The sequence below is a fragment of the Streptomyces albofaciens JCM 4342 genome (assembly GCF_008634025.1).
GTDB classification, from domain to species: Bacteria; Actinomycetota; Actinomycetes; order Streptomycetales; family Streptomycetaceae; genus Streptomyces; species Streptomyces albofaciens.
On the sequence record NZ_PDCM01000002.1, the window covers coordinates 2059467 to 2080773 of the forward strand.

The window sequence follows — 21307 nt, forward strand, 5'->3', positions numbered from 1 at the left end:
CTCCTACTGGCTGACGCTCCCCAGCCACAGCATGTCCCGAGCCCGCGTCATGGCCACGAAGAGCTGGCTGCGGCGCAGTTCTTCCCGTTCCCGCGCCGTTTCGGGAATCGCCGTCGTGCCGGAACCGCCGGTACACGCCTCGTTCGACAGAGCAGCGTCGTGCTGGGGCAGGTATACGTACTTGAACTCAAGGCCCTTGGCTCGGCGGTAGGTACCGAGCTTCACGGAATCAACGGCGCGGCCATCGTAATGTTCCAGCAGGCACACCGGGATGTCCGCCTGGACGAGCAGCCGCTGATAGTGGTCGATGGCCCGCATGGACGGGCACAGCACGGCGGCATCGGCTCGGTCGCCGTCACGCAGGGTGCGCAGGGCGCCCAGGAGTTCCTGGTCGTGTGTGTCCACGGTCGGTTTTGTCACGCGGACGACGCGTCCGTCGTGGTAAGTGAGGTCGACATCGCGGCGGCCAGGCGTACGCAGACCGTCGATATCCTCGAAAGAATCACCGGCCACGACCGTGAGCGCGGCGTCCAGAACCTCTTTGCCGTTGCGGTAGTTGGTCCTCAGCACCTGCCCGCGGTCACCGCGGATGTCGATGCCCGCCTCGGCGAGGCGGAATCCGCCTGGGTATACGGCCTGCTGGCCGTCACCGACCAGCAGCAGCCCGTTGGGTGCGTCGCCGACGAGAGCGTGCAGGAGGCGGACGCCGACAAGGGTGAGGTCCTGGACCTCGTCCACGATGACGGCCGCGTACGGGGACCGGTCCGCGTGACGCGTCGCCTCTGCCAAAGCGAGGGAAAGCACGTCGTTGAAATCGTGCACACCACGCTCGACGCGCCGCGACTCGTACGCCTCGTACAGCTTCCACACCGCCTGCCGGTGCGCCCTGCGCAGGTTCGTCCGTCGCCGGCGCCGGGGCACGCTCGCGTATTCCTCGAAGGTGGTGACCCCACGTCCCTTGATGACGTGGTCGATCTCCTCACGCCAGTATCCCGGCCGCGGATCGATCTCGGCCAGGTGACTGCCGCGCCCAACGTGCTTCCAGGCGAGACTGAAGGCGGTTTCGGCCTTGTCCCCGTGCAGCCGTACGGAGACGCCGCGCGCGTGCAGGAATTCCTGCGCCCAGGAATGCAGACTGCGGAAATCCACCCGGTTCGCGACTTCCGGGGACATGGCCTTGAGAAAGGTGCCTTGCACGCGGGGCAGGTTGTTGGCGAACGTGACATACAGGATTCGGCCGTCGGTGCGCTTCGCCAAGTGGACCGCGCGATGCAGCCCGACCACCGTCTTGCCCGTGCCCGCCGGGCCGCTGATGCGTGCCGGGCCCGACCAGTTGCGGCGCACCAATGCGACCTGGTCGGGGTGCAGGAAGGTCATCCACCGCTCGATCGGGGCCCGCAGCGCCTCTTCCAGCGCCGCGTTGCGCAGACTTTCGATGTCCAACAACCCGTCGGGCATGGCCTGTTGCAGCGTGTCGGGCTTCGGCGGCGCCTGATGTGTGACCGCCGATCCTTCGTAGTCGGGGAAGACCCGTTCCAGGTGGTCGGCCATCGCACGGACCGACTCCGTCCGCAGCCTGCGGCACTGCGACAGCAGCGCCGGGCCGACCTCGTGTTCGCCCAGCAGCCGGATGCGGCCGAGGGCGGTGTCGACCCGTTGCCCCGCGAAGACCATGAGCGGCTGCACCGCCACGGGGGACATGCCCAGCGACGCGACCGCGCCTTCAGCGGCTTTCGTCACCGCGAGCAGCTTTGCCGCGTGCGCGTCCCGCCACTCGCCTCCGGCCCGGAGCCGTCCGTCCGACACCTCGGGAGCAGAGCGCCAGTTCTTCACGTCGATGACGAAGACACCACCGGGGCCCACCAGCAACATGTCCACATTGGCAGTGCGGGTCCCCGGCCATCGCCGGTCCACGAGCAGGCGCCACCCGCGCTCCGTCAGCACCAGCAGTTGTGCCGCGATCCGCCGTTCACCCTCGCTCGCCGCTTCCCATCGGCTTGCCTGCCGGCGCGCGGACTGCCACTGCTCCCGCAGCAGCCGTTCCTGCCGCCGCGCCTCTTGCGCCCTCCGCGAAGCCGATCCGCCTGCCGCCATGCCCAGCCCCCCTCGTACGCGGTGCAGCGATCATAGGGCGGGCCATTGTCGGAACGGCAGGGTGCGCAACGGCCCCGGGAACCCGGACTCGGTCACCGAATCAAGGAGAACAGTGCGTACAGTTCGTCCGCCGTACGCGCCCCGGCCAGCAAGTGACGGAAGCCCGGGTGTGCGGTGTGGCGCGCGAGAATCGAATACGCCTGGATGGAACCGGTGTCTTTGAGTTTGTATGGGGCGGTGAGGACGAAGACATCGCGAACCGGGCGGTTGTCGGCGCCGCGCCAGGTGAGTTCCGGTGTGATGCGTGCGAAGGCGGCTGCCGGAGTGTTGACCGTGCGGGTGCGGGCGGTCAAGAGGGCGATGCCGTGGAAGCCGTGGGGGGTGTGGGCCAGGCGGGTGTGCAGTGCGCGAGTGAAGGTGTGAGGGTTGGAGATGGTTCCCGCGGCGTGAAGGTCTCGTGTGAGGGATCGCAGGAGTTCGTGGGTGGTGGTGGCCCGGGCGTGGGGGTGAATGCGTTGTTCGGGTAAGTAGTCGGCGAGGGCTGCGCGGATTCGGGGTGGGGCTTGAGGGCGGGTTCGGGAGCGGGTCATGCTTCGGCCCGCGCGGGTTCGGGCCGGGTGGTCTTCCTGTGGGCCGGGCGGAGGATTCCTGCGGAGACGGCTGCCGCTACGCAGAAAGCCACGGGGAGGAAGAAGGTGAGATTCAGGGGGACCAGGTGTGTGAGCGGGCCGATGATGGCGGGGCCCGCCAGCATTCCCACGTAGCCGAGGCCCGCCACCTTGGAGACGTTTGCCCCGGACGATTCCGGGTCCACATTTCCGGCCGCGGTGAAGAACTGCGGAATACAGCCGGACAGGCCGATTCCGAAGACGGTCCAGCCGAAGAGGGCCAGTGGCACCCACGGGGAGAGCGACGCGACCGTGAGGCCCAGGGCCCCGAAGGCCGCGCCGTACCGGACCACGAAGACCCGGCCGAAACGCCCCACCACGCGGTCGGTGACGAAACGGCCGACGGTCATGGCGGTGGCGAAGCCGCCGTACGCCAGGGCGGCCGTCGCGGCGGGTGCGTCCAGGACGTCCTTGAGGTGGAGCACACTCCAGTCGTTCGCCACGCCTTCGCACAGCATGAGCAGCAGGGCGAGTACGCCCAGTGCCCAGACCTGGGAGGGGGTGCGGCGTTTGGGCGCCGGCGCCTTGGGCGGAGACGGGGGCGGAGACGGGGTGGAGTCGGTCTGTCGCGGGGGCGTCGTGGCCGGTGAGGGGCGTTCGGGGGGCAGCATGCCGGGGACCAGGGCGAAGGTGATCAGTACGCCGGTCACCGCGACGGCGGTGAGGGTGGTGGCGGGCCGCCAGTCCCAGCTGAGGGTGCGGGCCCCGATGAGCGACGCGATGACGCCGCCGACCGAGAACACCGCGTGGAAGGCCGACATCACCGGACGGCCGTAACCGCGCTCGACCTGAACAGCCTGGGTGTTCATGCTGACGTCCAGGCAGCCGTTGCCGAAGCCGAGGGCGAGCAGGGCCGCCGCGAGGGCCCAGGGCGAGGCCGCCAGGCCCGGGAGGACGACCGTGGCGCTGCACAGTGCGCCGCCGGCCAGCACGATGTTCCGGCTGCCGAAACGATCGGCCAGCGCCCCGCAGACCTGCATGCCCGTGAAGGCACCGCCGCCCAGGAACAGCAGCAGCCAGCCCAGTACGGCATGGGTGATGCCGACCTGGTGCTCGATCGCGGGGATGTGCACGATCCACATCCCCATCACGAAGCCGTTGAGCGCGAAGGCCAGGAAGGTGCAGACACGCGCCGTGCGCAGGCGCCGGGACGGCGGTGGCACGGGGACAGGTGCGCAGGAGGACCCGGCGGGCGCTCCGCCGCCGGGCCTTCCGCCGGGGGACCCAGTGGCTGGGGCAGTCGATTCACTCATCACGGGTGACCGTAACGCACATGAAGTTTGTGCGAAAGGGTGATGAGTGGTTTTTCGACAGGCGCCCAGGCGGAGGTTAGGCGGGCTTCCGCGCGCTGCCGCCAGGGGCGAGGGAGGGCGACGCGTCACACGTGGACGATGTTCACCCCTGCCGCGCGCATGTCCTCGACCATCGGCGTGCCCTGGGCCGCGTCGGTCACCACCACGTCGATCTGCTCGACCGAGCAGATGCGGCCGAGCGCCACTCGCCCCAGCTTCTCGGCGGTGGCCACCAGGATGATGCGCCGCGCCGCCCGCGCGGCCACCCGCTTCACATGGACGTCGTCCAGGTCGTAGGCGGTCACCCCGCTCGCCACGTCCACGCCGCAGCACCCGAGGACGAAGGTGTCGTACCGCAGGTCCTCGAAGGTGCGCAGCGCCGTCTCCCCGTAGAAGGACAGCTCACCGGGGCGGACCTGGCCGCCGGGGAGCAGCAGGCGGATGCCCTCCTGTTCGGCGAGCGGCATCGTCGCGTGCAGGGACAGCGGGGTGACGGTCAGCCGGCGGCCCGCCATGGCGTGCGCGACGGCGACGGCGGTGGTGCCGGTGTCCAGGGCGACGGTCTCCCCTTCGTTGAGCATCCGCACCACCACGTCGGCCAGCTTCGCCTTGGCCTCGCCGCCGACCATGGCACGTACCGCGTACGGCGGTTCCACCCCGCTGAGCAGCGCGCTGACCGCGCCGCCGTGCACCCGGCGCAGGGCACCCCGGGACTCCAGGAGTTCCAGGTCCCGGCGGATGGTCATCTCCGACGTCTTGGTGGAGCGGGCGAGTTCGGCCACGGAGGCCCGGTTGCGTTCGGCCAGCAGGGCCAGGATGAACCGGTGGCGTTCGGAGACATTCATGCCGCTGATGTAGCACACCAACACATCGGGTGCGACTTTCCGCCCGTCCGCCCGTAGGACTCGGAGGCTTGAGGAGGGAGCGGCCGTTGACACCCACCCGTTTCGAGTGTGTACTCACACATCTACCGTGTGAGAAAAGGTCGTCGCACGGGCCGGGCGAGCGGAGCGCGGCTCGCCGCCGCCCGGAGCGGATTCCTTCGAGGTGATGTCATGACCGCGGTGCTCTTCGACATGTTCGGCGTGATCGCCCGGCTCCAGTCCCCGGCCGCCTGTGACCGGCTGGAGAAGACGGCCGGGGTGTCCGGTGACGCCTTTTGGGAGAGTTACTGGCGGCTTCGGCAGCCCTATGACCGCGGCGACCGGAATGGCGCGCAGTATTGGCGGGAGGTCGCCGAGGCGCTCGGCACACGCTTCGACGAGGAGCGGATCGCGGAACTCATCGCCGCGGACGTGGCGAGCTGGAGCCGGGTCGACGGGGAAATGGTGGAGTACGTGGAACGGCTGGCGGACCGCGGCACCACCGTCGGCCTCCTGTCCAACATTCCGGAGGAACTGGCGGCGCATTACGAGGAACACCAGGGGTGGCTGAAGCGCTTCTCGGTCCTGGCCTTCTCCTGCCGCATCGGCCACGCCAAGCCGGAGTCCGGCGCGTACACGTGGTGCAGTACGGCCTTCGGCCTGCCGCCCGAGCGCATCCTCTTCGTCGACGACCGGGACGCCAACGTCCGGGCGGCCGAAGCCCTGGGCATGCGGGGCCATGTGTTCACGTCGCTGGCGGAGTTGCGGCCGGCGTTGGACTGAGTCCGGCGGTACGGGCCGTACATCGATCGGCACGCGTCGCGCATCGTACGCGTCGTACGTCGGCACGCGTCACGCACCGGCACGCGTCACACATCGGCATGCCCCGCGGATCAGTCGGAACGCTCCCCGGGTCAGTCGGAACGCTCCCCGGATCGGCCGCACGCTCCGCACCACGGCGCGCGCCCTCTCATACCGGCGCCGGGGCGGGGGACCTGACACCCCCGCCCCGGCGCCTTTCCGTCGGAGCGGTCACGGCCCCACGGCCGCCCCCCCGCGCACACACCGCCCTCTCCCCACCCCTCCCTGCCACCTCGCCTGCCCCACCCGTTCCGCAACCCCTACGCCCACGCAAACCCCGTTCAAAGCCCCATCAACGATGTTTGAAATTTGCGTAAGGGAGTGAAACAAAGGGCGATCGGTTCCGTACGTCGCGCCTTCGAGGGTTGTCGAGGGTCCGGTCCGCGTCGGCGACGGAACTGCGCCAACGTCCACTCGTCCGTCCGAGCTGCCGGACAACTCACCTTCCGTGCAGGTCAACGGCCCGCGCGCCATCGCCCGGACAACGTGCCCCGCACACTCACCTGATGCATTCCAGCCGATTGACAATCGATCAGCCGAAATGAACACGCTCCCTGTTAGGGTCGATATCGTCAAAGCTTGAAGCGTGCAGGAAAGCGCGATCCACTCGACGTCGCCGAGCGACGTCCCGCCCGAGCGGTGAGACCACTGTCCGGGCCCGCAGGTGTGCGGCCACGCGCCGACGGCCGCCGGCCGCCCACCTCCACCACTCCATACCCGGCCCTGCGGCGATGCGGCACGCCCGGTGATCCGGTGATCCGGCGATCCGGCACCCCACGCCCAGCGGCCCGGCACGCCCGCCATTCCTTCACAAGGAGAACCGTTCATGGACACCACGAACGTCCGCGATCTGCTCTACTACCCGGTCAGCGCCCAGAAGATGGTCCGTGGCGAGGGGATCTTCCTGTACGACGAGGACGGCAACGAATATCTCGACTGCGCCTCCGCCACCTTCAACTTGAGCCTCGGCTACTCCCACCCGGCCGTGATCGGGGCGATGAAGGAGCAGCTGGACGTGTTCGCCCATCTCACCTCGTCCGTACAGAGCGATCCGATCAACGGGCTCGTGCGCCGGCTCGTGGAGGTCTCCCCCGAGAACCTGACCAAGGTGCATCCGAAGGTCTCCGGAGGCTCCACCGCCAATGAGGGCGCCATCAAGATGGCGCAGCACGCCACCGGGCGCTCGGAGGTCATCTCCCTGTTCCGCAGCCACCTCGGGCAGACGATGATGATGACCTCGATGTCGGGCAACGCCTTCCGCAAGGAGCCGTTCCCCTCGCTCTTCCCGCGCACCCTCCAGGTGCCGGACCCGTACTGCTTCCGTTGCTTCTACGGGCAGCAGCCGGGCACCTGCGGGATGATGTGCGTCGACCGCATCGAGGACTTCCTGGAGTACGCCAGCACCGGGCAGGTCGCCGCGATCATCGTCGAGCCGATCTCCGGCAACGGCGGCAACATCGTTCCGCCGGACGGCTATTTCCCGAAGTTACGGGCCTTCTGCGACGAGCACGACATCGTGCTGATCTTCGATGAGATCCAGACCGGCATCGGCCGTACGGGGCGGATGTTCGCGGCCCAGCACTTCGACGTGGAGCCCGACGCGATCACCACCGCCAAGGGCCTGGGCGGCTCGGGTGCCCAGGTGGCGGCGATCCTGACCAACGAGCGGCTGGCGGGGCTGCCGGCCAACCACCACTCCTTCACCTACGGCGCGAACCTGCTGGCGGCCGCGGCGGCCAACGTCACCCTCGACATCGTCCGGCAGCCGGAGTTCCTGGCCAACGTACGGGCCACCGGCAACTACATCCTCGGCCGGCTCGCGGACATGCGCACCCGCTACCCGGCGATCGTCGATGTGCGCGGGGTCGGCCTGATGATCGGCTTCGAGATCGCGCACCCCGACGGCAAGCCCGCCGTCAAGCTGACCAACCACCTGGCGAGCGCGGCCGGGCAGCACGGCCTGATCCTGCGCACCTCGCGGTACGGCTACGGCAACGTCCTCAAGATCCGTCCGCCGCTGATCCTCACCCTCGACCAGGCGGAGCTGCTGTGCGACCGCCTGGAAAGCCTCTTCCGCGCGGAGCTGTCCGCATGACGAAGACGACGAGGACGACCGGCACGACGGCCATGAAGGACCTGCTGACCGGTCTCGGCCGGCACGTCCGGGCCGAGCTGACGGCGTACGCCGGCCAAGGCCTGGCCCGGCGGGTGCACGGTGACTCGCCGGGCGGCGACGCCCAGTTCGACGTGGACGAGGTCGCCGAGCGGGCCGTGCTGGACCACCTGCGCGAGCACGCTCACGTACCGCTCGCGGTCTACACCGAGGACGGTTCGCTGGTCGAGCTGGCGCCCGACCCGGAGTACGTGCTGGTCGTGGACCCCATCGACGGCACCCGGCCGACCTCGGCGGGCCTGGAGATGGGCATGGTGTCGATCGCGGCGGCGCCGCTGACGGCGTCCGCGCCCACGCTGGACGATGTCACCGCCGCGCACCTGCTGGAGATCAAGTCCGGCGCCTGGATCTACGGTGACGACGAAGGGCTCTCGTACGGCGGGTTCCCGCACCCGCTGCCCCGGCTGAGCCGCACCACCGACCCGGCGAAGATGTTCTGGTCGATCGAGTTCAACGGCCACCCGATGCACCTGATGACGGCGGCCTACGCGCACCTGGTGGACCGGTCCGCCAACACCGGCGGCGTCTTCGTGTTCAACAGCGCCACGTTCTCGATCTCGCGCATCATCACCGGCCAGCTCGACGCGTACGTGGACATCGGCAACCGCCTGCTGCGCGACCACCCCGGGACCGAGGCGGCCTTCCGGGAGGCCGGGCGCGGCTCGGTCCTGCACCTGTTCCCGTACGACATCGCCGCCGCGGTCCGCCTCGCGAAGCTCAGCGGGGTCACCATCACCGACGCGTACGGCGAAGATCTGGGCACCACCGCGCTGCTCGACCTGGATCCGATGAACCAGAAGTCGTGCATCGCGGCGGCCACCCCCCAGCTCCACAAGGAACTGCTCGGCGCCATCCGGTGGGACATCCCGGGCGCCGCTCCCACGACCTCAGGAGGAACGCGATGAAGGCCCTGGTGCTGACCGAGCGGCGCACGGTGTCGCTGGTCGACCATCCGAAGCCGGCGGCCACGGCACCCGCCGATGTGGTGGTGCGGGTCGCGCAGACCGGCATCTGCGGGACCGACCGCAGCGTGCTGGTGGGCAAGTTCCCCGCCGAGCCGGGCGTGGTGATGGGGCACGAGGCGGTCGGTACCGTCGAGGAGGTGGGGTCCGCGGTCACCGCGCACAAGCCGGGCGACCGGGTCGTCGTCAACCCGACGCTGTACTGCGGCAGTTGCGCGTCCTGTCTGCGCGGGCACTGGGACTTCTGCCTCAACAAGGCCGGTACGGAGGTCGGGCTCGACCTGGACGGCGCGTTCGCCGAGTTCATCCGGCTGCCCGAACGGTTCGTCCACGCCGTGCCCGAGGGGATGGACTTCGACCGTGCGGTGGGCGTGGAGCCGCTGGCCTGCGCGCTGAACAACATCGAGGCGGGCCGCCTCCGGGCCGGCGAGACGGCGGTGATCGTCGGCGGCGGCCCGGTCGGCGTGGTCTGCGCGATGGCGGCCCAGCACCACGGCGCCCGGGTCCTGCTGGCCGAGCCGGACCCGTACCGGCAGGAACTGTGCCGTGCGGTGTTCGCCGAGGACTTCGGCGGCCGGGTCACCGTGCACACGCCGGACGACCCGCACCTCGCCGGGCGCGGTGACGTGGTCGTCGACACCGTCGGCAACCTGCTGGAGCCGAGCATGGCGTACGCGGCGATGCGCGGCCGCGTGGTCGTCATGGGCTACAACAGCAACGCGTCGGCCACCGTCCGGCCGCTGGAGATCCTCCAGCGGGGACTTCACATCATCGGAGCCGGGGACTACAACAGCAGGCTGTTCCCCGAGGCGATCGAGCTGGCCCGGTGGCTGCCGCTGGAGCGGCTGGTGACCCATCGCTTCCCGCTGGAGCGGCACGAGGAGGCGTTCGCGGCCCTCGCCGCGGCGCCCGGGACCCCGTACTCGGCGCTCAAGGTGGTCCTCGTACCGGAGTGACCCGCGGCGGACGGCCCTTCCGGGCGGCGGAACGGCGCCGGCCGGAAGGGCCGTCGCGGCGTTCCCGTACGGCGGACGGCGTTCCCGTAAGGCTTCCGTACCGCTTCCATGTTCCGTACCGCTTCCGTGTTCCGTACCGCTCCCGTGTTCCGTACGGCTGCCGCTCCCCGGCCCCGTCAGGAGAAGTCAACCGCTGCCAGCACCGGGCCGGCGACGAGAAGGCCGTACTGGATCCAGATGGTGATGCGCCGGGCCCGGTGGCCCGGGGTGTCGGGGAGGCAGAACGAGACCAGGCCCGCGGCGGGGGACAGCGTCAGCGCCGCCTGAGCCGCGCCCGCCAGTGGCCCGCTCGCCCCGTCGCCGCTGTACGCCTGGTGGAGGACGATGATCGCGAACAGCACCCACGCGACGGCCAGCAGCGGAAAACCGAGGAGGGCGAAGACCCGGAGGGCCGCCTTGGAGGGCGCGAACGGGTCGCTCCGCGGCAGATCGGCGGGGGCGGCGGCCGGTGAGGTCGACGGGGCTGGTGTGCTCATGATCGCCAGTCTTGCCGCGGCGGGGCGGTGCGGTATCGGTACGGGTACTCAGGAGGCGATGGGCGCGTACTCAGTCACCGCCCGCCTCCTACGAGGTGCAGGACGGGTACGGCACGTCCCTGGCGGTCGTCACACGGGCGCCGGCCCGGAGCGACGGCACGGGCCGGACGCGCTGGACGGTCCGGCAGACCGGCCGGGAACCCGCCGTCGGCCTCAAGGGGCGGCTCTTCTGGTGGTGGGTGTGGTGGCTGATCCTGCCCGTCCAGGTGCTCATCGTGGTCGGCAGCCTGGCGTCGGGCAGCGGTGGCGGTGCCCGGATGCCGCGCCGTATCCGGTGGTACGCGGGCGACCGGCGGAGCCCGGTCCTGGACGGGGCGAGCGGTGTGGAGGACTTCGAGCTGGAGGTGCCGGCCGACGGGTGGGGCCCCCGGGTGACCGCCGCCCTCGTCGCCCTGCTCACCAGTCACGCGGGCCTGCTCGGCACAGCGTGGGACGAGGCGGAGCGGTAACGCCGCGCGTCCGGCGGGGCGCTCGGCCGGCCGCCTTCTCTCCCACCCCCGGCCGGTGAAGACTGCGAACCCACCGGTGCCTCGGCACAAGGCGTCGCCAGCCGGCCCCCGCAGCCGACTTCTGCCGGCAACCGCTCCCGGTTCGCCAAGGTTGCGAAGGTCCGCGACGCCCTGTCGGCCACTAAGGTGTGCCGCGCGGCAGCGACGGAGGGGGCACCGTGAGCAAGATCTACGCCGGGGCGCGGCTGCGCCGGCTGCGGGAGGAGCGGGGGTTCAGCCAGGCCGCGCTGGCCCGCGTACTGGCCATCTCGCCCAGCTATCTGAACCAGATGGAGCACGACTCGCGGCCGCTGACCGTGCCCGTACTGTTGCGGCTGACCGAGGCGTTCGGGGTGGACCCGGGGTTCTTCGCCGAGCGGGACACCAGCCGGGTGCTGGCCGACCTGCGCGAGGCGCTGGCCGACGAGCTGGCCGCCGCCCGGGTCTCCCCCGCCGACCTGTCCGAACTCGCCTCGCGGCAGCCCGCCGTGGCCGCCGTCCTGCTGGATCTGGGGCGGCGCAACCGGGCGCTGACCGAGCGGCTGGCGGAGGTGGCGGAGGCGCGGGGCGGCGGGGCCGACCCGGCCGCGCCGCTGTCGCCGCACGAGGAGATCCGCGAGTTCTTCTACCGTCGGCAGAACTATCTGCACGAGGCGGACACCGCAGCGGAAGAGCTCGCCGCCGAACTGGGCATCCGCCCCGGCGAGGTGGGGCGCGCGCTGGCCGCCCGGCTCACCGAGCGGCACGGCGTACGCCTCGTCGACACCCCGGACGGGCCGCTGCACCACTACGATCCGGCCGCCCGGGTGCTGCGCCTGTCGACGGGGCTGCGTCCCGGCCAGCGGGCCTTCCGCATGGCCACCCAGCTGGCGCTGCTGGAGGCCGGTGACGAACTGTCGCGGCCCGCCTCGGAGGACTTCGCGGAGGGCTCGGCCACTTGGTCGCTGGCCCGGATCGGCGTGGCCAACTACTTCGCGGCGGCGCTGGTGCTGCCGTACGGGCCGTTCCACGCCGCGGCGGAGGAAGTGCGGTACGACATCGAGCGGCTGACCGACCGCTTCGGCCTCGGCTACGAGACGGTATGCCACCGGCTGAGCACCTTGCAGCGGCCGCGACGGCGCGGGGTGCCGTTCTCGTTCGTACGGGTCGACCGGGCGGGCAACATGTCCAAGCGGCAGTCCGCCACCGGCTTCCACTTCTCGCGGGCGGGCGGTACGTGCCCGCTGTGGAACGTCTACGAGGCGTTCACCGCGCCCAGCCGCATCCACGTGCAGATCGCGGCGATGCCGGACGGCCGCCGCTATCTGTGGACGGCGCGTACGGTCACCCGGCACCGGGGCGGCTGGGGCGATCCGGGCAAGACCTTCGCCATCGGCCTGGGCTGCGAGATCCGGCACGCGTCCCGGCTCGTCTACTCGGACGGGCTGGACCTGGACAACGCCGCCGCGGCCACCCCGATCGGCATGGGCTGCCGGGTCTGCGAACGGCTGGAGTGCCCGCAGCGGGCCGTGCCGCCGCTCGGCCGGGCGCTGCTCGTCGACGAGAACCGCAGCACGTTCGTGCCGTATCCGGTGCGGGAGGAGTGAGGCCGGCGGCCGGCCCGTACCGGAAGGGCCGACGGCCCGGACCCAACGGCCGACGCCTCGGACGACCGGCGGCCAACGCCTCGGACGACCGGCGGCCGACGGCCCGGACGCCCGGAAGACCGGCCGGCCGCTCTGGACTTACTAGGACGTCCAACTATATGTTCGTGGGCACGGCCCGCGGTGCAGGGAAGCCGGTGCGATTCCGGCGCGGTCCCGCCACTGTGACCGGGGAGTGCGACGCCGAGCAGGACGCCACTGACGCGAACGCGTCGGGAAGGCGGGCGGCGCGCGGTGATCCGGAAGCCAGGATACCGGCCGCGGGTGTTTCTTCCGTGTTGTCCACGAGGATGGAGCAGACACGCATGGCACCGGTGCGTACCCACGGCCCAGGTGATCCGGCCCGGCCCGCGGCGCCGCCCGCGGACTGACGGTTCCACGCCTTTCGCGTCCCACGGCCCCGCCGCCCGCCGCGCGCCAACCGCGCCGCTCGCGCGCCCGGCCGTGCCATCCCCGGGTCCCACCTGACGAGAGCAGGCTCCCCATGGTCCGAGAACTGACCCATTTCATCGGCGGCAGGCACACACCGGGAACATCGGGTGCTTACGGCGATGTGTACGACCCCAACACCGGCACCGTGCAGGCCCGCGTCCCCCTCGCGGACCGGGCCGAGACGACGGCCGCGGTCGCCGACGCGGCAGCGGCCCAGCCGGAGTGGGGCGAGTGGAACCCGCAGCGGCGCGCCCGGGTGCTGCTGAATTTCCTGCGCCTGGTCGAGGGCGAGCGGGAGTCGCTGGCCCGACTGCTGTCGAGCGAGCACGGCAAGACGGTTCCGGACGCGCACGGCGACCTCCAGCGCGGACTGGAGGTGGTGGAGTTCGCCGCCGGGATCCCGCATCTGCTCAAGGGCGAGTTCACCGACAACGCCGGGACCGGCATCGATGTGCACTCGCTGCGCCGCCCGATCGGCGTGATCGCCGGGATCACCCCGTTCAACTTCCCCGCGATGATCCCGCTGTGGATGGCCGCACCGGCCCTGGCCTGCGGCAACGCGTTCGTGCTCAAGCCGTCCGAGCGGGCGCCGTCGGTGCCGCTGCGGCTGGCCGAGCTGTTCCTGGAGGCGGGCCTGCCGCCGGGCGTCCTCAACGTCGTGCACGGCGGCAAGGAGTCGGTGGACACGCTGCTGGAGGACCCGCGCGTCGGGGCGCTGGGCTTCGTCGGCTCGACGCCGGTCGCCGCGCACGTCTACGCGACCGCCGCGGCGCACGGCAAGCGCGCCCAGTGCTTCGGCAGCGCCAAGAACCACCTGGTCGTGATGCCGGACGCCGACCTCGACCAGGCGGTGGACGCGCTGGTCGGCGCCGGGTACGGGTCGGCGGGCGAGCGCTGCATGGCGGTCTCGGTCGCCGTACCGGTGGGCGAGGAGACGGCCGAGGCGCTGGTGGCGCGGCTCAAGGAGCGGATCGGCGCGCTGCGCGTCGGCCGCAGCGACGACCCGCACGCCGACTTCGGGCCGCTGGTCGGCCGGGACGCGCTGGACCGGGTGCGCGCGTATGTCGATCTGGGTGTCGCGGAGGGCGCCGAACTGGTCGTGGACGGGCGGGACTTCACCCTGCCCGGCCACGAGGACGGCTTCTTCGCGGGCGCCTCGCTCTTCGACCGGGTCACCCCGGACATGCGCGTCTACCAGGAGGAGATCTTCGGCCCGGTGCTGTCGGTGGTCCGGGCGGCGGACTACGAGGAGGCGCTGCGGCTGCCCACGGAGCACCCGTACGGCAACGGCGTGGCGATCTTCACCCGGGACGGGGACACCGCGCGGGACTTCGGCCGCCGGGTGCACACCGGCATGGTCGGCGTCAACGTCCCGATCCCGGTGCCGGTCGCGTACCACACCTTCGGCGGCTGGAAGCGGTCCGGCTTCGGCGACCTGAACCAGCACGGCCCGGACGCGATCCGCTTCTGCACCCGTACCAAGACCATCACCTCGCGCTGGCCCTCCGGGGTCAAGGAGGGCGCGAGCTTCACCCTTCCGACGATGGGCTGAGCCGATGAGCGTCATGACCACCGCCACCACGGCCGCCGCGCTCACCCCGGACCAGCTCGCCATCGTGGAGACGACGCTGGACTTCGCGCAGGAGCACATCGCGCCGCACGCCGTGGCCTGGGACCGGGACAAGCACTTTCCCGTGGACGTGCTGCGCAGGGCCGCCGCGCTGGGGCTCGGCGGGATCCACGTACGGGAGGACGCCGGCGGCTCCGCGCTGAGCCGGGCGGACGGCGTGCTGGTCCTCGAAGTGCTGGCCACCGCCTGCCCGTCCATCGCGGGCTATCTGTCCATCCACAACATGGTCGCCTGGATGATCGACCGGTACGGCGACGAGGCGCAGCGCGCCCGCCGGCTGCCCGGCCTGTGCTCGATGGCGGACCTGGGCAGCTACTGCCTGACCGAGCCGGGCGCCGGGTCCGACGCGGCGGCGCTGCGCACCCGCGCGGTCCGCGACGGCGACGGCTATGTCCTCACCGGCGTCAAGCAGTTCATCTCCGGCGCCGGGACCTCGCGGGTGTACGTGGTGATGGCCCGTACCGGCGAGGAGGGTCCGGGCGGCATCTCCGCGTTCGTCGTCGAGCGGGACGATCCGGGGCTGTCGTTCGGCCCGGACGAGAAGAAGATGGGCTGGAACGCGCAGCCCACCCGGCAGGTGATCCTGGACGGGGTGCGGATTCCGGCGGACCGGCGGCTCGGCGCGGAGGGCGACGGCTTCCGGATCGCGATGAGCGGCCTGAACGGCGGCCGCCTCGGCATCGCCGCCTGCTCCCTCGGCGGCGGGCAGAGCGCCCTGCACGCGGCGCAGGCGTACCTCGCCGACCGGGAGGCGTTCGGCGGCCGGCTGCTGGACGCGCAGGCGCTCCAGTTCCGCCTCGCCGACATGGCCACGGAGCTGGCCGCCGCCCGCGCGCTGGTGCGGCAGGCGGCCGAGGCGCTGGACCGGGGCGATCCGCAGGCGCCGCAGCTGTGCGCGATGGCCAAGCGGTTCGCCACCGACACGGGCTACTCCGTCGCCGACCGCGCGCTGCAACTGCACGGCGGCTACGGCTACCTGAGTGAATACGGCATGGAGAAGATCGTCCGCGATCTTCGCGTCCATCAGATCCTGGAAGGGACGAACGAGATCATGCGCCTGATCGTGGCCCGCGGGCTGACCGGGGCGGGGGCCGCCCGATGACCGACGACTGCGTACTGCTGCGGACCGAGGGGCGGACGGCGTACGTCACCCTCAACCGGCCCAAGGCCCTCAACGCCCTCGACCACACCATGGTGCGCCGCATCGACGCGGCCCTGGCCGAGTGGGAGCACGACCCCGCCGTCGAGACCGTGGTGATCACCGGCGCGGGCGAGCGCGGGCTGTGCGCGGGCGGCGACATCCGTGCCATCCACGAGGACGCGCGGTCCGGCGGCGGCGCGGCGTCCGCGGCGTTCTGGCGCGACGAGTACCGGCTCAACGCCCGTATCGCCCGCTTCCCCAAGCCGTACGTCGCCGTCATGGACGGCATCGTGATGGGCGGCGGTGTCGGCGTCTCGGCGCACGGCAGCGTACGGATCGTCACCGAGCGGTCCGGGGTCGCCATGCCCGAGACCGGCATCGGCTTCGTACCGGACGTCGGCGGAACGTACCTGCTGGCGCTCGCGCCCGGGGAACTGGGCACCCACCTGGCGCTGACCGGCGCGGCGGTGGGGGCCGGGGACGCGCTGCTGTGCGGGCTCGCCGACCACTTCGTCCCGTCGGAGCGGGTGGCGGGGCTGGTGGCGGACCTCGCCGCCGCCCCGGTGCCCGAGGTGCTGCCCCGGTACGTACAGGAGGTGCCGGGAGGCGAGCTGGCGGCCCACCGGGAGTGGATCGATACCTGCTACGCGGCCGGCACCGTGGAGGAGATCGTGGACCGGCTGCTCGGCAGCGGCGTCCCGGAGGCCAAGGAGGCCGCCGAGACGATCCTCGCCAAGTCGCCGACCTCGCTGAAGGTGACCCTGGCCGCGCTGCGCCGGGCCCGCGGGCTGGGGCCGCTGGAACGCGTCCTGGACCAGGAGTACCGCGTCTCGTGCGCGGCGCTGTCCGCACCGGACCTGGTCGAGGGCATCCGCGCCCAGGTGATCGACAAGGACCGTACGCCGCGCTGGTCCCCCGCCACCCTCGCCGAGGTCACGGACGAGGACGTGGCCCGCTTCTTCGCGCCGCTCGGCGACGACGAGCTGGGGCTCGCCGGCGGCGCCGGTACGCAGGAGGTGCCGTGGTGAACGCGGAGGCACGTACCGGAAGCGACGCGCCCGTCACGGTCGGTTTCGTCGGCCTCGGCAACATGGGCGGGCCGATGGCGGCGAACCTGGTCAGGGCCGGTCACCGGGTGACCGGTTTCGATCTCGTGCCGGAGGCACTGGCGGCGGCCGCCGGGGCGGGCGTGGCGCCCGCCGATTCGGCGGCCGCGGCCGTGGCGGACGCGGACGTGGTGATCACCATGCTGCCCGCCGGACGCCATGTCCTGGCCCTCTACGAGGACGGCGGGCTGCTCGCGGCAGCCCGCCCCGGCACCCTGTTCGTCGACTGCTCCACCATCGACGTGGCCGACGCCCGCGCCGCCCACGAGGCCGTCGTACGCGCGGGTCACCAAGGGCTGGACGCACCGGTCTCGGGCGGCGTGGTGGGCGCCGAGGCCGGCACGCTGACGTTCATGGCGGGCGGCGGGGCTGCCGAGTTCGCGCGGGCCGAGCCGCTGCTCGCGGCGATGGGCAGGAAGGCGGTGCACTGCGGCGCGGCGGGCGCCGGACAGGCCGCGAAGATCTGCAACAACATGATCCTCGGCATCTCGATGATCGGGGTCAGCGAGGCCTTCGTCCTCGGCGAGAGCCTGGGCCTGTCCCATCAGGCCCTGTACGACGTGGCGTCCACGGCGAGCGGGCAGTGCTGGGCGCTCAGCGTCAACTGCCCCGTGCCGGGCCCGGTGCCGGCCAGCCCCGCCAACCGCGACTACCGGCCCGGCTTCGCCGCACCGCTGATGGCCAAGGACCTGGGCCTGGCCGCGAACGCGGTCCGCGCGGGCGGCGTACAGGCCGAACTCGGCCTGCGCGCCGCGGAACTGTACGCGGCGTTCGCCGAGGGCGAGGGCGCGGCCGAGGACTTCTCCGGCATCGTACGGGCCATCAGGAAGCGGTCCGACGGCACACCCGGAACCCGGCGAACCGAACAGAATGGAACGACCGCATGAACGACGGCATGAACGACCGCATGACCGCCACCGACCCGGCCGCCGCCGCCGCCGAGACCCAGCCGTACGAGACGATCCTCGTGGAACGCACCGGCCGCACCGCACTCCTCACCCTCAACCGCCCCAAGGCGCTCAACGCCCTCAACCTCCAGGTGATGAACGAGGTCGTGGCGGCGACCGCCGAGCTGGACCGCGACCCGGACATCGGCTGCATCGTCATCACCGGCTCGCCGAAGGCCTTCGCGGCCGGGGCCGACATCAAGGAGATGCGGCCGCGGTCGTACATGGACATGTACCTCGGCGACTGGTTCACCGCCTGGGACCGGCTGGGCGATCTGCGCACACCGACCGTCGCGGCGGTGGCCGGGCACGCCCTGGGCGGCGGCTGCGAGCTGGCCATGCTCTGCGACATCCTGCTCGCCGCCGACACCGCGGTCTTCGGCCAGCCCGAGATCAAGCTCGGCGTGATCCCCGGCATCGGCGGCTCCCAGCGGCTGACCCGCGCCGTCGGCAAGGCCAAGGCGATGGAACTCTGTCTGACCGGCCGCACCATGGACGCGGCGGAGGCCGAACGGGCCGGTCTGGTCTCCCGGATCGTGCCCGCCGCCGACCTGCTGACCGAGGCCCGCGCCGTCGCGCAGAAGGTGGCGGCGATGTCCGCGCCGGTCGCGATGATGGCCAAGGAGGCCGTCAACCGCGCCTTCGAAACCACCCTGGCCGAGGGCGTCCGCTTCGAGCGCCGCCTGTTCCACGCGGTGTTCGCCACCGAGGACCAGAAGGAGGGGATGACGGCGTTCGTGGAGAAGCGGGGGGCGGAGTTCCGGCACCGTTAGGCGCGCGGCCGGTCGCCGCCCGGCCGGAAGCCACTCGTCCCAGGTGCGGTCCGGCTAGGGTGATCCTCTCGAAAGCCCGGATGCGGTACCGCAGTTGGAGACAGGCGAGGGGCCGATGGAAGCGCGAGAGACGACGTTCGAGCGGCTGATCCAGGGGGACAACCAGTTCCAGATCCCCCTGTATCAGCGCACCTACAGCTGGGACGCGACGGACCACCAGCGGCTGTGGGACGACCTGTTGCAGCAGACCGTCGTGGGCGGCGACGACGCGCCGGCCGGACACTTCCTCGGGTCGCTGGTGCTCGACCCCCGCGCGCCCCTGCCGGACACGGTCCAGCGGTGGGTGGTCATCGACGGGCAGCAGCGGCTGACGACGCTGATGCTGCTGGCCTGCGCGATGCGCGATCACGTGCGTGCCTTCGACGCCGGGAAGGCGGATCTCGTCCACCGCCGGTACCTGGTCAACGAGGAGGACTACACCGGGCTCGACGCCTACCGGCTGCTGCCGACCCAGGCCGACCGGCCGTCGTACCTGGCCTGTGTGGACAGCGATCCCACCGCCGGCGGGGAGGACAGCATCGGTGCCGCCTACCGGTTCTTCCGGGCCGCACTCGCCGAGTACGACCCGGTCGGCGAGTGGGACGCCGTGCGCCACATCGACCAGGCGCTGCGCCACCGGCTGACCCTGGTGACGATCACGGCCGGGCCGCAGGACAACGCCTTCCGGATCTTCGAATCGCTCAACAACACCGGCAAGTCGCTCAGCCAGGCCGACCTGCTGCGCAACTACGTGTTCATGCAGCTGCCGACCCTCGGCGAGCAGGTGTACGACCGCGTATGGCTGCCTCTCCAGACCGAACTCGGCCCGGACCGGCTCACCACGCTCGCCTGGCTCGACCTGGTGCTGCAGGGGCAGCCACGGCTGACCAGCAGTGAGGTCTACGAAGGGCAGCGGCGCCGGATGGGCCGGATCGTGGCCGCGGAGGGCGAGGAGGGGCTGCGGGAGGACCTCGTCCGGCTGCGCCGTCTCGGTCATCTCCTGCTGCGGGTCTTCGAACCCGACCGGGAGACCTGCGCGGAGCTCCGGGCGGCTCTGACGCGGCTCGCGCAGTGGGGAGGCGAGGCGCACTACCCGCCCGCGCTGCACGTGCTGGACCAGGTGGACCGGGGCGAAACCGGGACCGCGCAGGCTGTCGAGGCCCTGACCTGCGTGGAGAGTTTCCTGGTCCGGCGCATGATCTGCCGTGAGCCCTCGCACAGTGTCCGGCAGCTGCTGGCCACCGTTCCGTCGGGCCTGGAACGGGACCGGCCCCTGCCCGAAGCGATACGCCGCTTCCTGTCCGGGCCGCGGCGGGGCTGGCCACGCGACGAGGAACTGCGCGAGGCGATCCGTACGCAGCCGTTCTACTGGCAGGGCAGCGGCCGCCACCGCTCCTACGTCCTGCGGCGGTTCGAGGAGGACTACGCCTCTCCGGAACCCGTGGACTTCTCCCGCGCCTGGGCATCGATCGAGCACGTCCTGCCGCAGCGGGCGGGACAGGAGTGGCTGGCCATGCTGGCCGAGGACGCCGAAGAGGGGGAGCGGGCGGAGGAGCTGCACGAGGCACTGGTGCACACCCTGGGCAACCTGACGCTCACCGGCGAGAACGGACGGCTGTCCAACCATCCGTACGAGCGCAAGCAGCAGATCCTCGACCGGAGCGCGCTGCGCATGAACCGGGAGATAGCCGCCGCCGGCCGCTGGGGGCGCCGCGAGATCCTGGACCGTGCCGAGCGCCTCGCCGACCGGGCGGTGCGGATCTGGCCGGGGCCGCTGGCCGCCGGCGACCCGCGCTCCGACGAGCGGTCGGAGTGGCAGCGGCTGCGGAAGGTGCTGGCAGGCGTTCCGGCCGGGAAGTGGACGGCCTACAAGGATCTCGCCACGGTCACCGGAGCGGGTTCGCCGCAGACCGTCGGCAGCTACCTGGCCAAGCACGCGGATGTGGCGAACGCGCACCGCGTACTGACGGCCGACGGCACGTCCTCCCCCGGGTTCGCCTGGTTCGACGGCCGTACGGAGTCGCAGCAGGAGGCGCTGGAACGCGAAGGCGTCCGGTTCAGCGGGACGGTGGCCGACGCGGGGCAGCGGCTGCTCCTGTCCGAGCTCGCCGCGCTCGCCGGGCTCGACGCTCCGGAAGGGAGCGCCGAGGAGTCGGCAGTGCGGCACCCCGATGCCCCTGCCGACCGGGCGGAGAACTTCGCCAGGCTGCTGCGTGCCCACCAGCCGGATGTCGCGGACGATTTGCTGACCTGGCTGGGCAAGTGGGAAGCACAGGGCGGCCGGCTCCAGTACGGTGCCGCCGCGGAGACCAGCTGTGCGCCCGCGCTGCGGGAGGGAAGGGGCCCGCAGGGCGGCATCTGGCCGGTGAGCGTGTACCCGCGTTCGGGAACCGTCGAGGTCGTCTTCGAATACCTTTCCGGCCGGGAGCCCTTCACCCGGATCGGGCTGCTGGCCGAACTGCGCGACCGGCTGCGGACGATCCCCGGCGTGGAGCTGGCCGTGCCCGACGAGGAACTGACCCGGCGACGGCCGAATTTCCCGCTGGGGGCGCTGCGCGGTGAGGGGCTCGTCATCTTCGCCGAGACACTGGAATGGTTCCGGCAGCAGAGCCTGTGACCTCCGCGGAACCGGTGACATCCGCG

General features: G+C 71.6%; 17 protein-coding genes and 1 riboswitch. Of the genes, 12 read left to right on the plus strand and 5 right to left on the minus strand.

Features of this window, described 5'->3' with window-relative positions; all coding sequences use genetic code 11:
• Nucleotides 1-3 precede the first annotated feature (3 nt).
• The 4 genes from CP973_RS29225 to CP973_RS29240 all read right to left on the minus strand — a co-directional run bounded on the left by CP973_RS29225 (nucleotide 4) and on the right by CP973_RS29240 (nucleotide 4899).
• The gene (locus tag CP973_RS29225; protein ID WP_150246891.1) at nucleotides 4-2094 is read right to left on the minus strand and encodes a nuclease-related domain-containing DEAD/DEAH box helicase; all 2091 of its coding nucleotides are present in this window, start codon (nucleotides 2092-2094) and stop codon (nucleotides 4-6) included.
• 92 nt (nucleotides 2095-2186) lie between these two features.
• The gene (locus CP973_RS29230; RefSeq protein WP_150246892.1) at nucleotides 2187-2684 is read right to left on the minus strand and encodes a PTS sugar transporter subunit IIA; all 498 of its coding nucleotides are present in this window, start codon (nucleotides 2682-2684) and stop codon (nucleotides 2187-2189) included.
• On the minus strand, nucleotides 2681-3850 hold the full coding sequence (locus CP973_RS29235; RefSeq protein WP_244410277.1) for an MFS transporter: 1170 nt from the start codon (nucleotides 3848-3850) through the stop codon (nucleotides 2681-2683). The genes CP973_RS29230 and CP973_RS29235 overlap by 4 nt, the downstream gene beginning before the upstream one ends.
• Before the next feature lie 290 nt (nucleotides 3851-4140).
• Complete coding sequence (locus tag CP973_RS29240) at nucleotides 4141-4899, minus strand: DeoR/GlpR family DNA-binding transcription regulator (RefSeq protein ID WP_244410061.1); 759 nt, start codon at nucleotides 4897-4899, stop codon at nucleotides 4141-4143.
• A 210-nt stretch (nucleotides 4900-5109) separates the two neighbouring features.
• On the opposite strand from CP973_RS29240, the gene CP973_RS29245 reads away from it, so the two are divergent.
• The 4 genes from CP973_RS29245 (at nucleotide 5110) to CP973_RS29260 (ending at nucleotide 9869) form a co-directional block, all read left to right on the plus strand.
• Nucleotides 5110-5700, plus strand: coding sequence for an HAD family hydrolase (locus CP973_RS29245; RefSeq protein ID WP_150246895.1), 591 nt, complete (start codon nucleotides 5110-5112; stop codon nucleotides 5698-5700).
• 904 nt (nucleotides 5701-6604) lie between these two features.
• On the plus strand, nucleotides 6605-7873 hold the full coding sequence (locus CP973_RS29250; RefSeq protein ID WP_150246896.1) for an aspartate aminotransferase family protein: 1269 nt from the start codon (nucleotides 6605-6607) through the stop codon (nucleotides 7871-7873).
• Nucleotides 7870-8856 (plus strand): inositol monophosphatase family protein, encoded by a 987-nt coding sequence (locus tag CP973_RS29255; protein WP_244410062.1) that lies wholly within the window; start codon nucleotides 7870-7872, stop codon nucleotides 8854-8856. The genes CP973_RS29250 and CP973_RS29255 overlap by 4 nt, the downstream gene beginning before the upstream one ends.
• Nucleotides 8853-9869 carry a zinc-dependent alcohol dehydrogenase gene (locus tag CP973_RS29260; RefSeq protein ID WP_150246897.1) on the plus strand — a complete coding sequence of 339 codons (1017 nt, stop codon included), beginning with the start codon at nucleotides 8853-8855 and terminating at the stop codon, nucleotides 9867-9869. The genes CP973_RS29255 and CP973_RS29260 overlap by 4 nt, the downstream gene beginning before the upstream one ends.
• Before the next feature lie 176 nt (nucleotides 9870-10045).
• Here the strand turns inward: CP973_RS29260 and CP973_RS29265 are convergent, their stop codons facing one another.
• Complete coding sequence (locus tag CP973_RS29265; protein WP_150246898.1) at nucleotides 10046-10405, minus strand: hypothetical protein; 360 nt, start codon at nucleotides 10403-10405, stop codon at nucleotides 10046-10048.
• Between the two features lie 95 nt (nucleotides 10406-10500).
• Here CP973_RS29265 and CP973_RS29270 point away from each other — a divergent pair, with 95 nt between their 5' ends.
• The 8 genes from CP973_RS29270 (at nucleotide 10501) to CP973_RS29305 (ending at nucleotide 21281) form a co-directional block, all read left to right on the plus strand.
• Nucleotides 10501-10914: a hypothetical protein gene (locus CP973_RS29270; protein WP_208853326.1), complete on the plus strand. Its 414-nt coding sequence runs from the start codon at nucleotides 10501-10503 to the stop codon at nucleotides 10912-10914.
• Nucleotides 10915-11132: 218 nt separating this feature from the next.
• A complete protein-coding gene (locus tag CP973_RS29275) occupies nucleotides 11133-12539 on the plus strand; it encodes a short-chain fatty acyl-CoA regulator family protein (protein ID WP_150246899.1) in 1407 nt (468 codons plus the stop codon).
• Between the two features lie 148 nt (nucleotides 12540-12687).
• Nucleotides 12688-12873: riboswitch (cobalamin riboswitch) on the plus strand.
• Between the two features lie 207 nt (nucleotides 12874-13080).
• A complete protein-coding gene (locus CP973_RS29280; protein WP_150246900.1) occupies nucleotides 13081-14580 on the plus strand; it encodes a CoA-acylating methylmalonate-semialdehyde dehydrogenase in 1500 nt (499 codons plus the stop codon).
• 13 nt (nucleotides 14581-14593) lie between these two features.
• Nucleotides 14594-15760, plus strand: a complete 1167-nt coding sequence (locus tag CP973_RS29285) for an acyl-CoA dehydrogenase family protein (protein WP_150246901.1) — start codon at nucleotides 14594-14596, stop codon at nucleotides 15758-15760.
• Complete coding sequence (locus CP973_RS29290; protein ID WP_150246902.1) at nucleotides 15757-16827, plus strand: enoyl-CoA hydratase/isomerase family protein; 1071 nt, start codon at nucleotides 15757-15759, stop codon at nucleotides 16825-16827. The genes CP973_RS29285 and CP973_RS29290 overlap by 4 nt, the downstream gene beginning before the upstream one ends.
• Nucleotides 16824-17792 (plus strand): 3-hydroxyisobutyrate dehydrogenase, encoded by a 969-nt coding sequence (gene mmsB / locus CP973_RS29295; RefSeq protein ID WP_280119040.1) that lies wholly within the window; start codon nucleotides 16824-16826, stop codon nucleotides 17790-17792. The genes CP973_RS29290 and mmsB overlap by 4 nt, the downstream gene beginning before the upstream one ends.
• A 20-nt stretch (nucleotides 17793-17812) precedes the next feature.
• Nucleotides 17813-18625 (plus strand): enoyl-CoA hydratase, encoded by an 813-nt coding sequence (locus tag CP973_RS29300; protein WP_150250446.1) that lies wholly within the window; start codon nucleotides 17813-17815, stop codon nucleotides 18623-18625.
• A gap of 115 nt (nucleotides 18626-18740) precedes the next feature.
• Nucleotides 18741-21281: a GmrSD restriction endonuclease domain-containing protein gene (locus tag CP973_RS29305; protein WP_150246903.1), complete on the plus strand. Its 2541-nt coding sequence runs from the start codon at nucleotides 18741-18743 to the stop codon at nucleotides 21279-21281.
• The last annotated feature ends 26 nt before the right edge of the window (nucleotides 21282-21307 follow it).

Coding starts and splice junctions, on each gene's coding strand:
- CP973_RS29225 (WP_150246891.1), bottom strand. CDS start 2,094: ATGGCGGCAGGCGGATCGGCTTCGCGGAGGGCGCAAGAGGCGCGGCGG.
- CP973_RS29230 (WP_150246892.1), bottom strand. CDS start 2,684: ATGACCCGCTCCCGAACCCGCCCTCAAGCCCCACCCCGAATCCGCGCA.
- CP973_RS29235 (WP_244410277.1), bottom strand. CDS start 3,850: ATGGGGATGTGGATCGTGCACATCCCCGCGATCGAGCACCAGGTCGGC.
- CP973_RS29240 (WP_244410061.1), bottom strand. CDS start 4,899: ATGAATGTCTCCGAACGCCACCGGTTCATCCTGGCCCTGCTGGCCGAA.
- CP973_RS29245 (WP_150246895.1), top strand. CDS start 5,110: ATGACCGCGGTGCTCTTCGACATGTTCGGCGTGATCGCCCGGCTCCAG.
- CP973_RS29250 (WP_150246896.1), top strand. CDS start 6,605: ATGGACACCACGAACGTCCGCGATCTGCTCTACTACCCGGTCAGCGCC.
- CP973_RS29255 (WP_244410062.1), top strand. CDS start 7,870: ATGACGAAGACGACGAGGACGACCGGCACGACGGCCATGAAGGACCTG.
- CP973_RS29260 (WP_150246897.1), top strand. CDS start 8,853: ATGAAGGCCCTGGTGCTGACCGAGCGGCGCACGGTGTCGCTGGTCGAC.
- CP973_RS29265 (WP_150246898.1), bottom strand. CDS start 10,405: ATGAGCACACCAGCCCCGTCGACCTCACCGGCCGCCGCCCCCGCCGAT.
- CP973_RS29280 (WP_150246900.1), top strand. CDS start 13,081: ATGGTCCGAGAACTGACCCATTTCATCGGCGGCAGGCACACACCGGGA.
- CP973_RS29285 (WP_150246901.1), top strand. CDS start 14,594: ATGACCACCGCCACCACGGCCGCCGCGCTCACCCCGGACCAGCTCGCC.
- CP973_RS29290 (WP_150246902.1), top strand. CDS start 15,757: ATGACCGACGACTGCGTACTGCTGCGGACCGAGGGGCGGACGGCGTAC.
- CP973_RS29300 (WP_150250446.1), top strand. CDS start 17,813: ATGACCGCCACCGACCCGGCCGCCGCCGCCGCCGAGACCCAGCCGTAC.
- CP973_RS29305 (WP_150246903.1), top strand. CDS start 18,741: ATGGAAGCGCGAGAGACGACGTTCGAGCGGCTGATCCAGGGGGACAAC.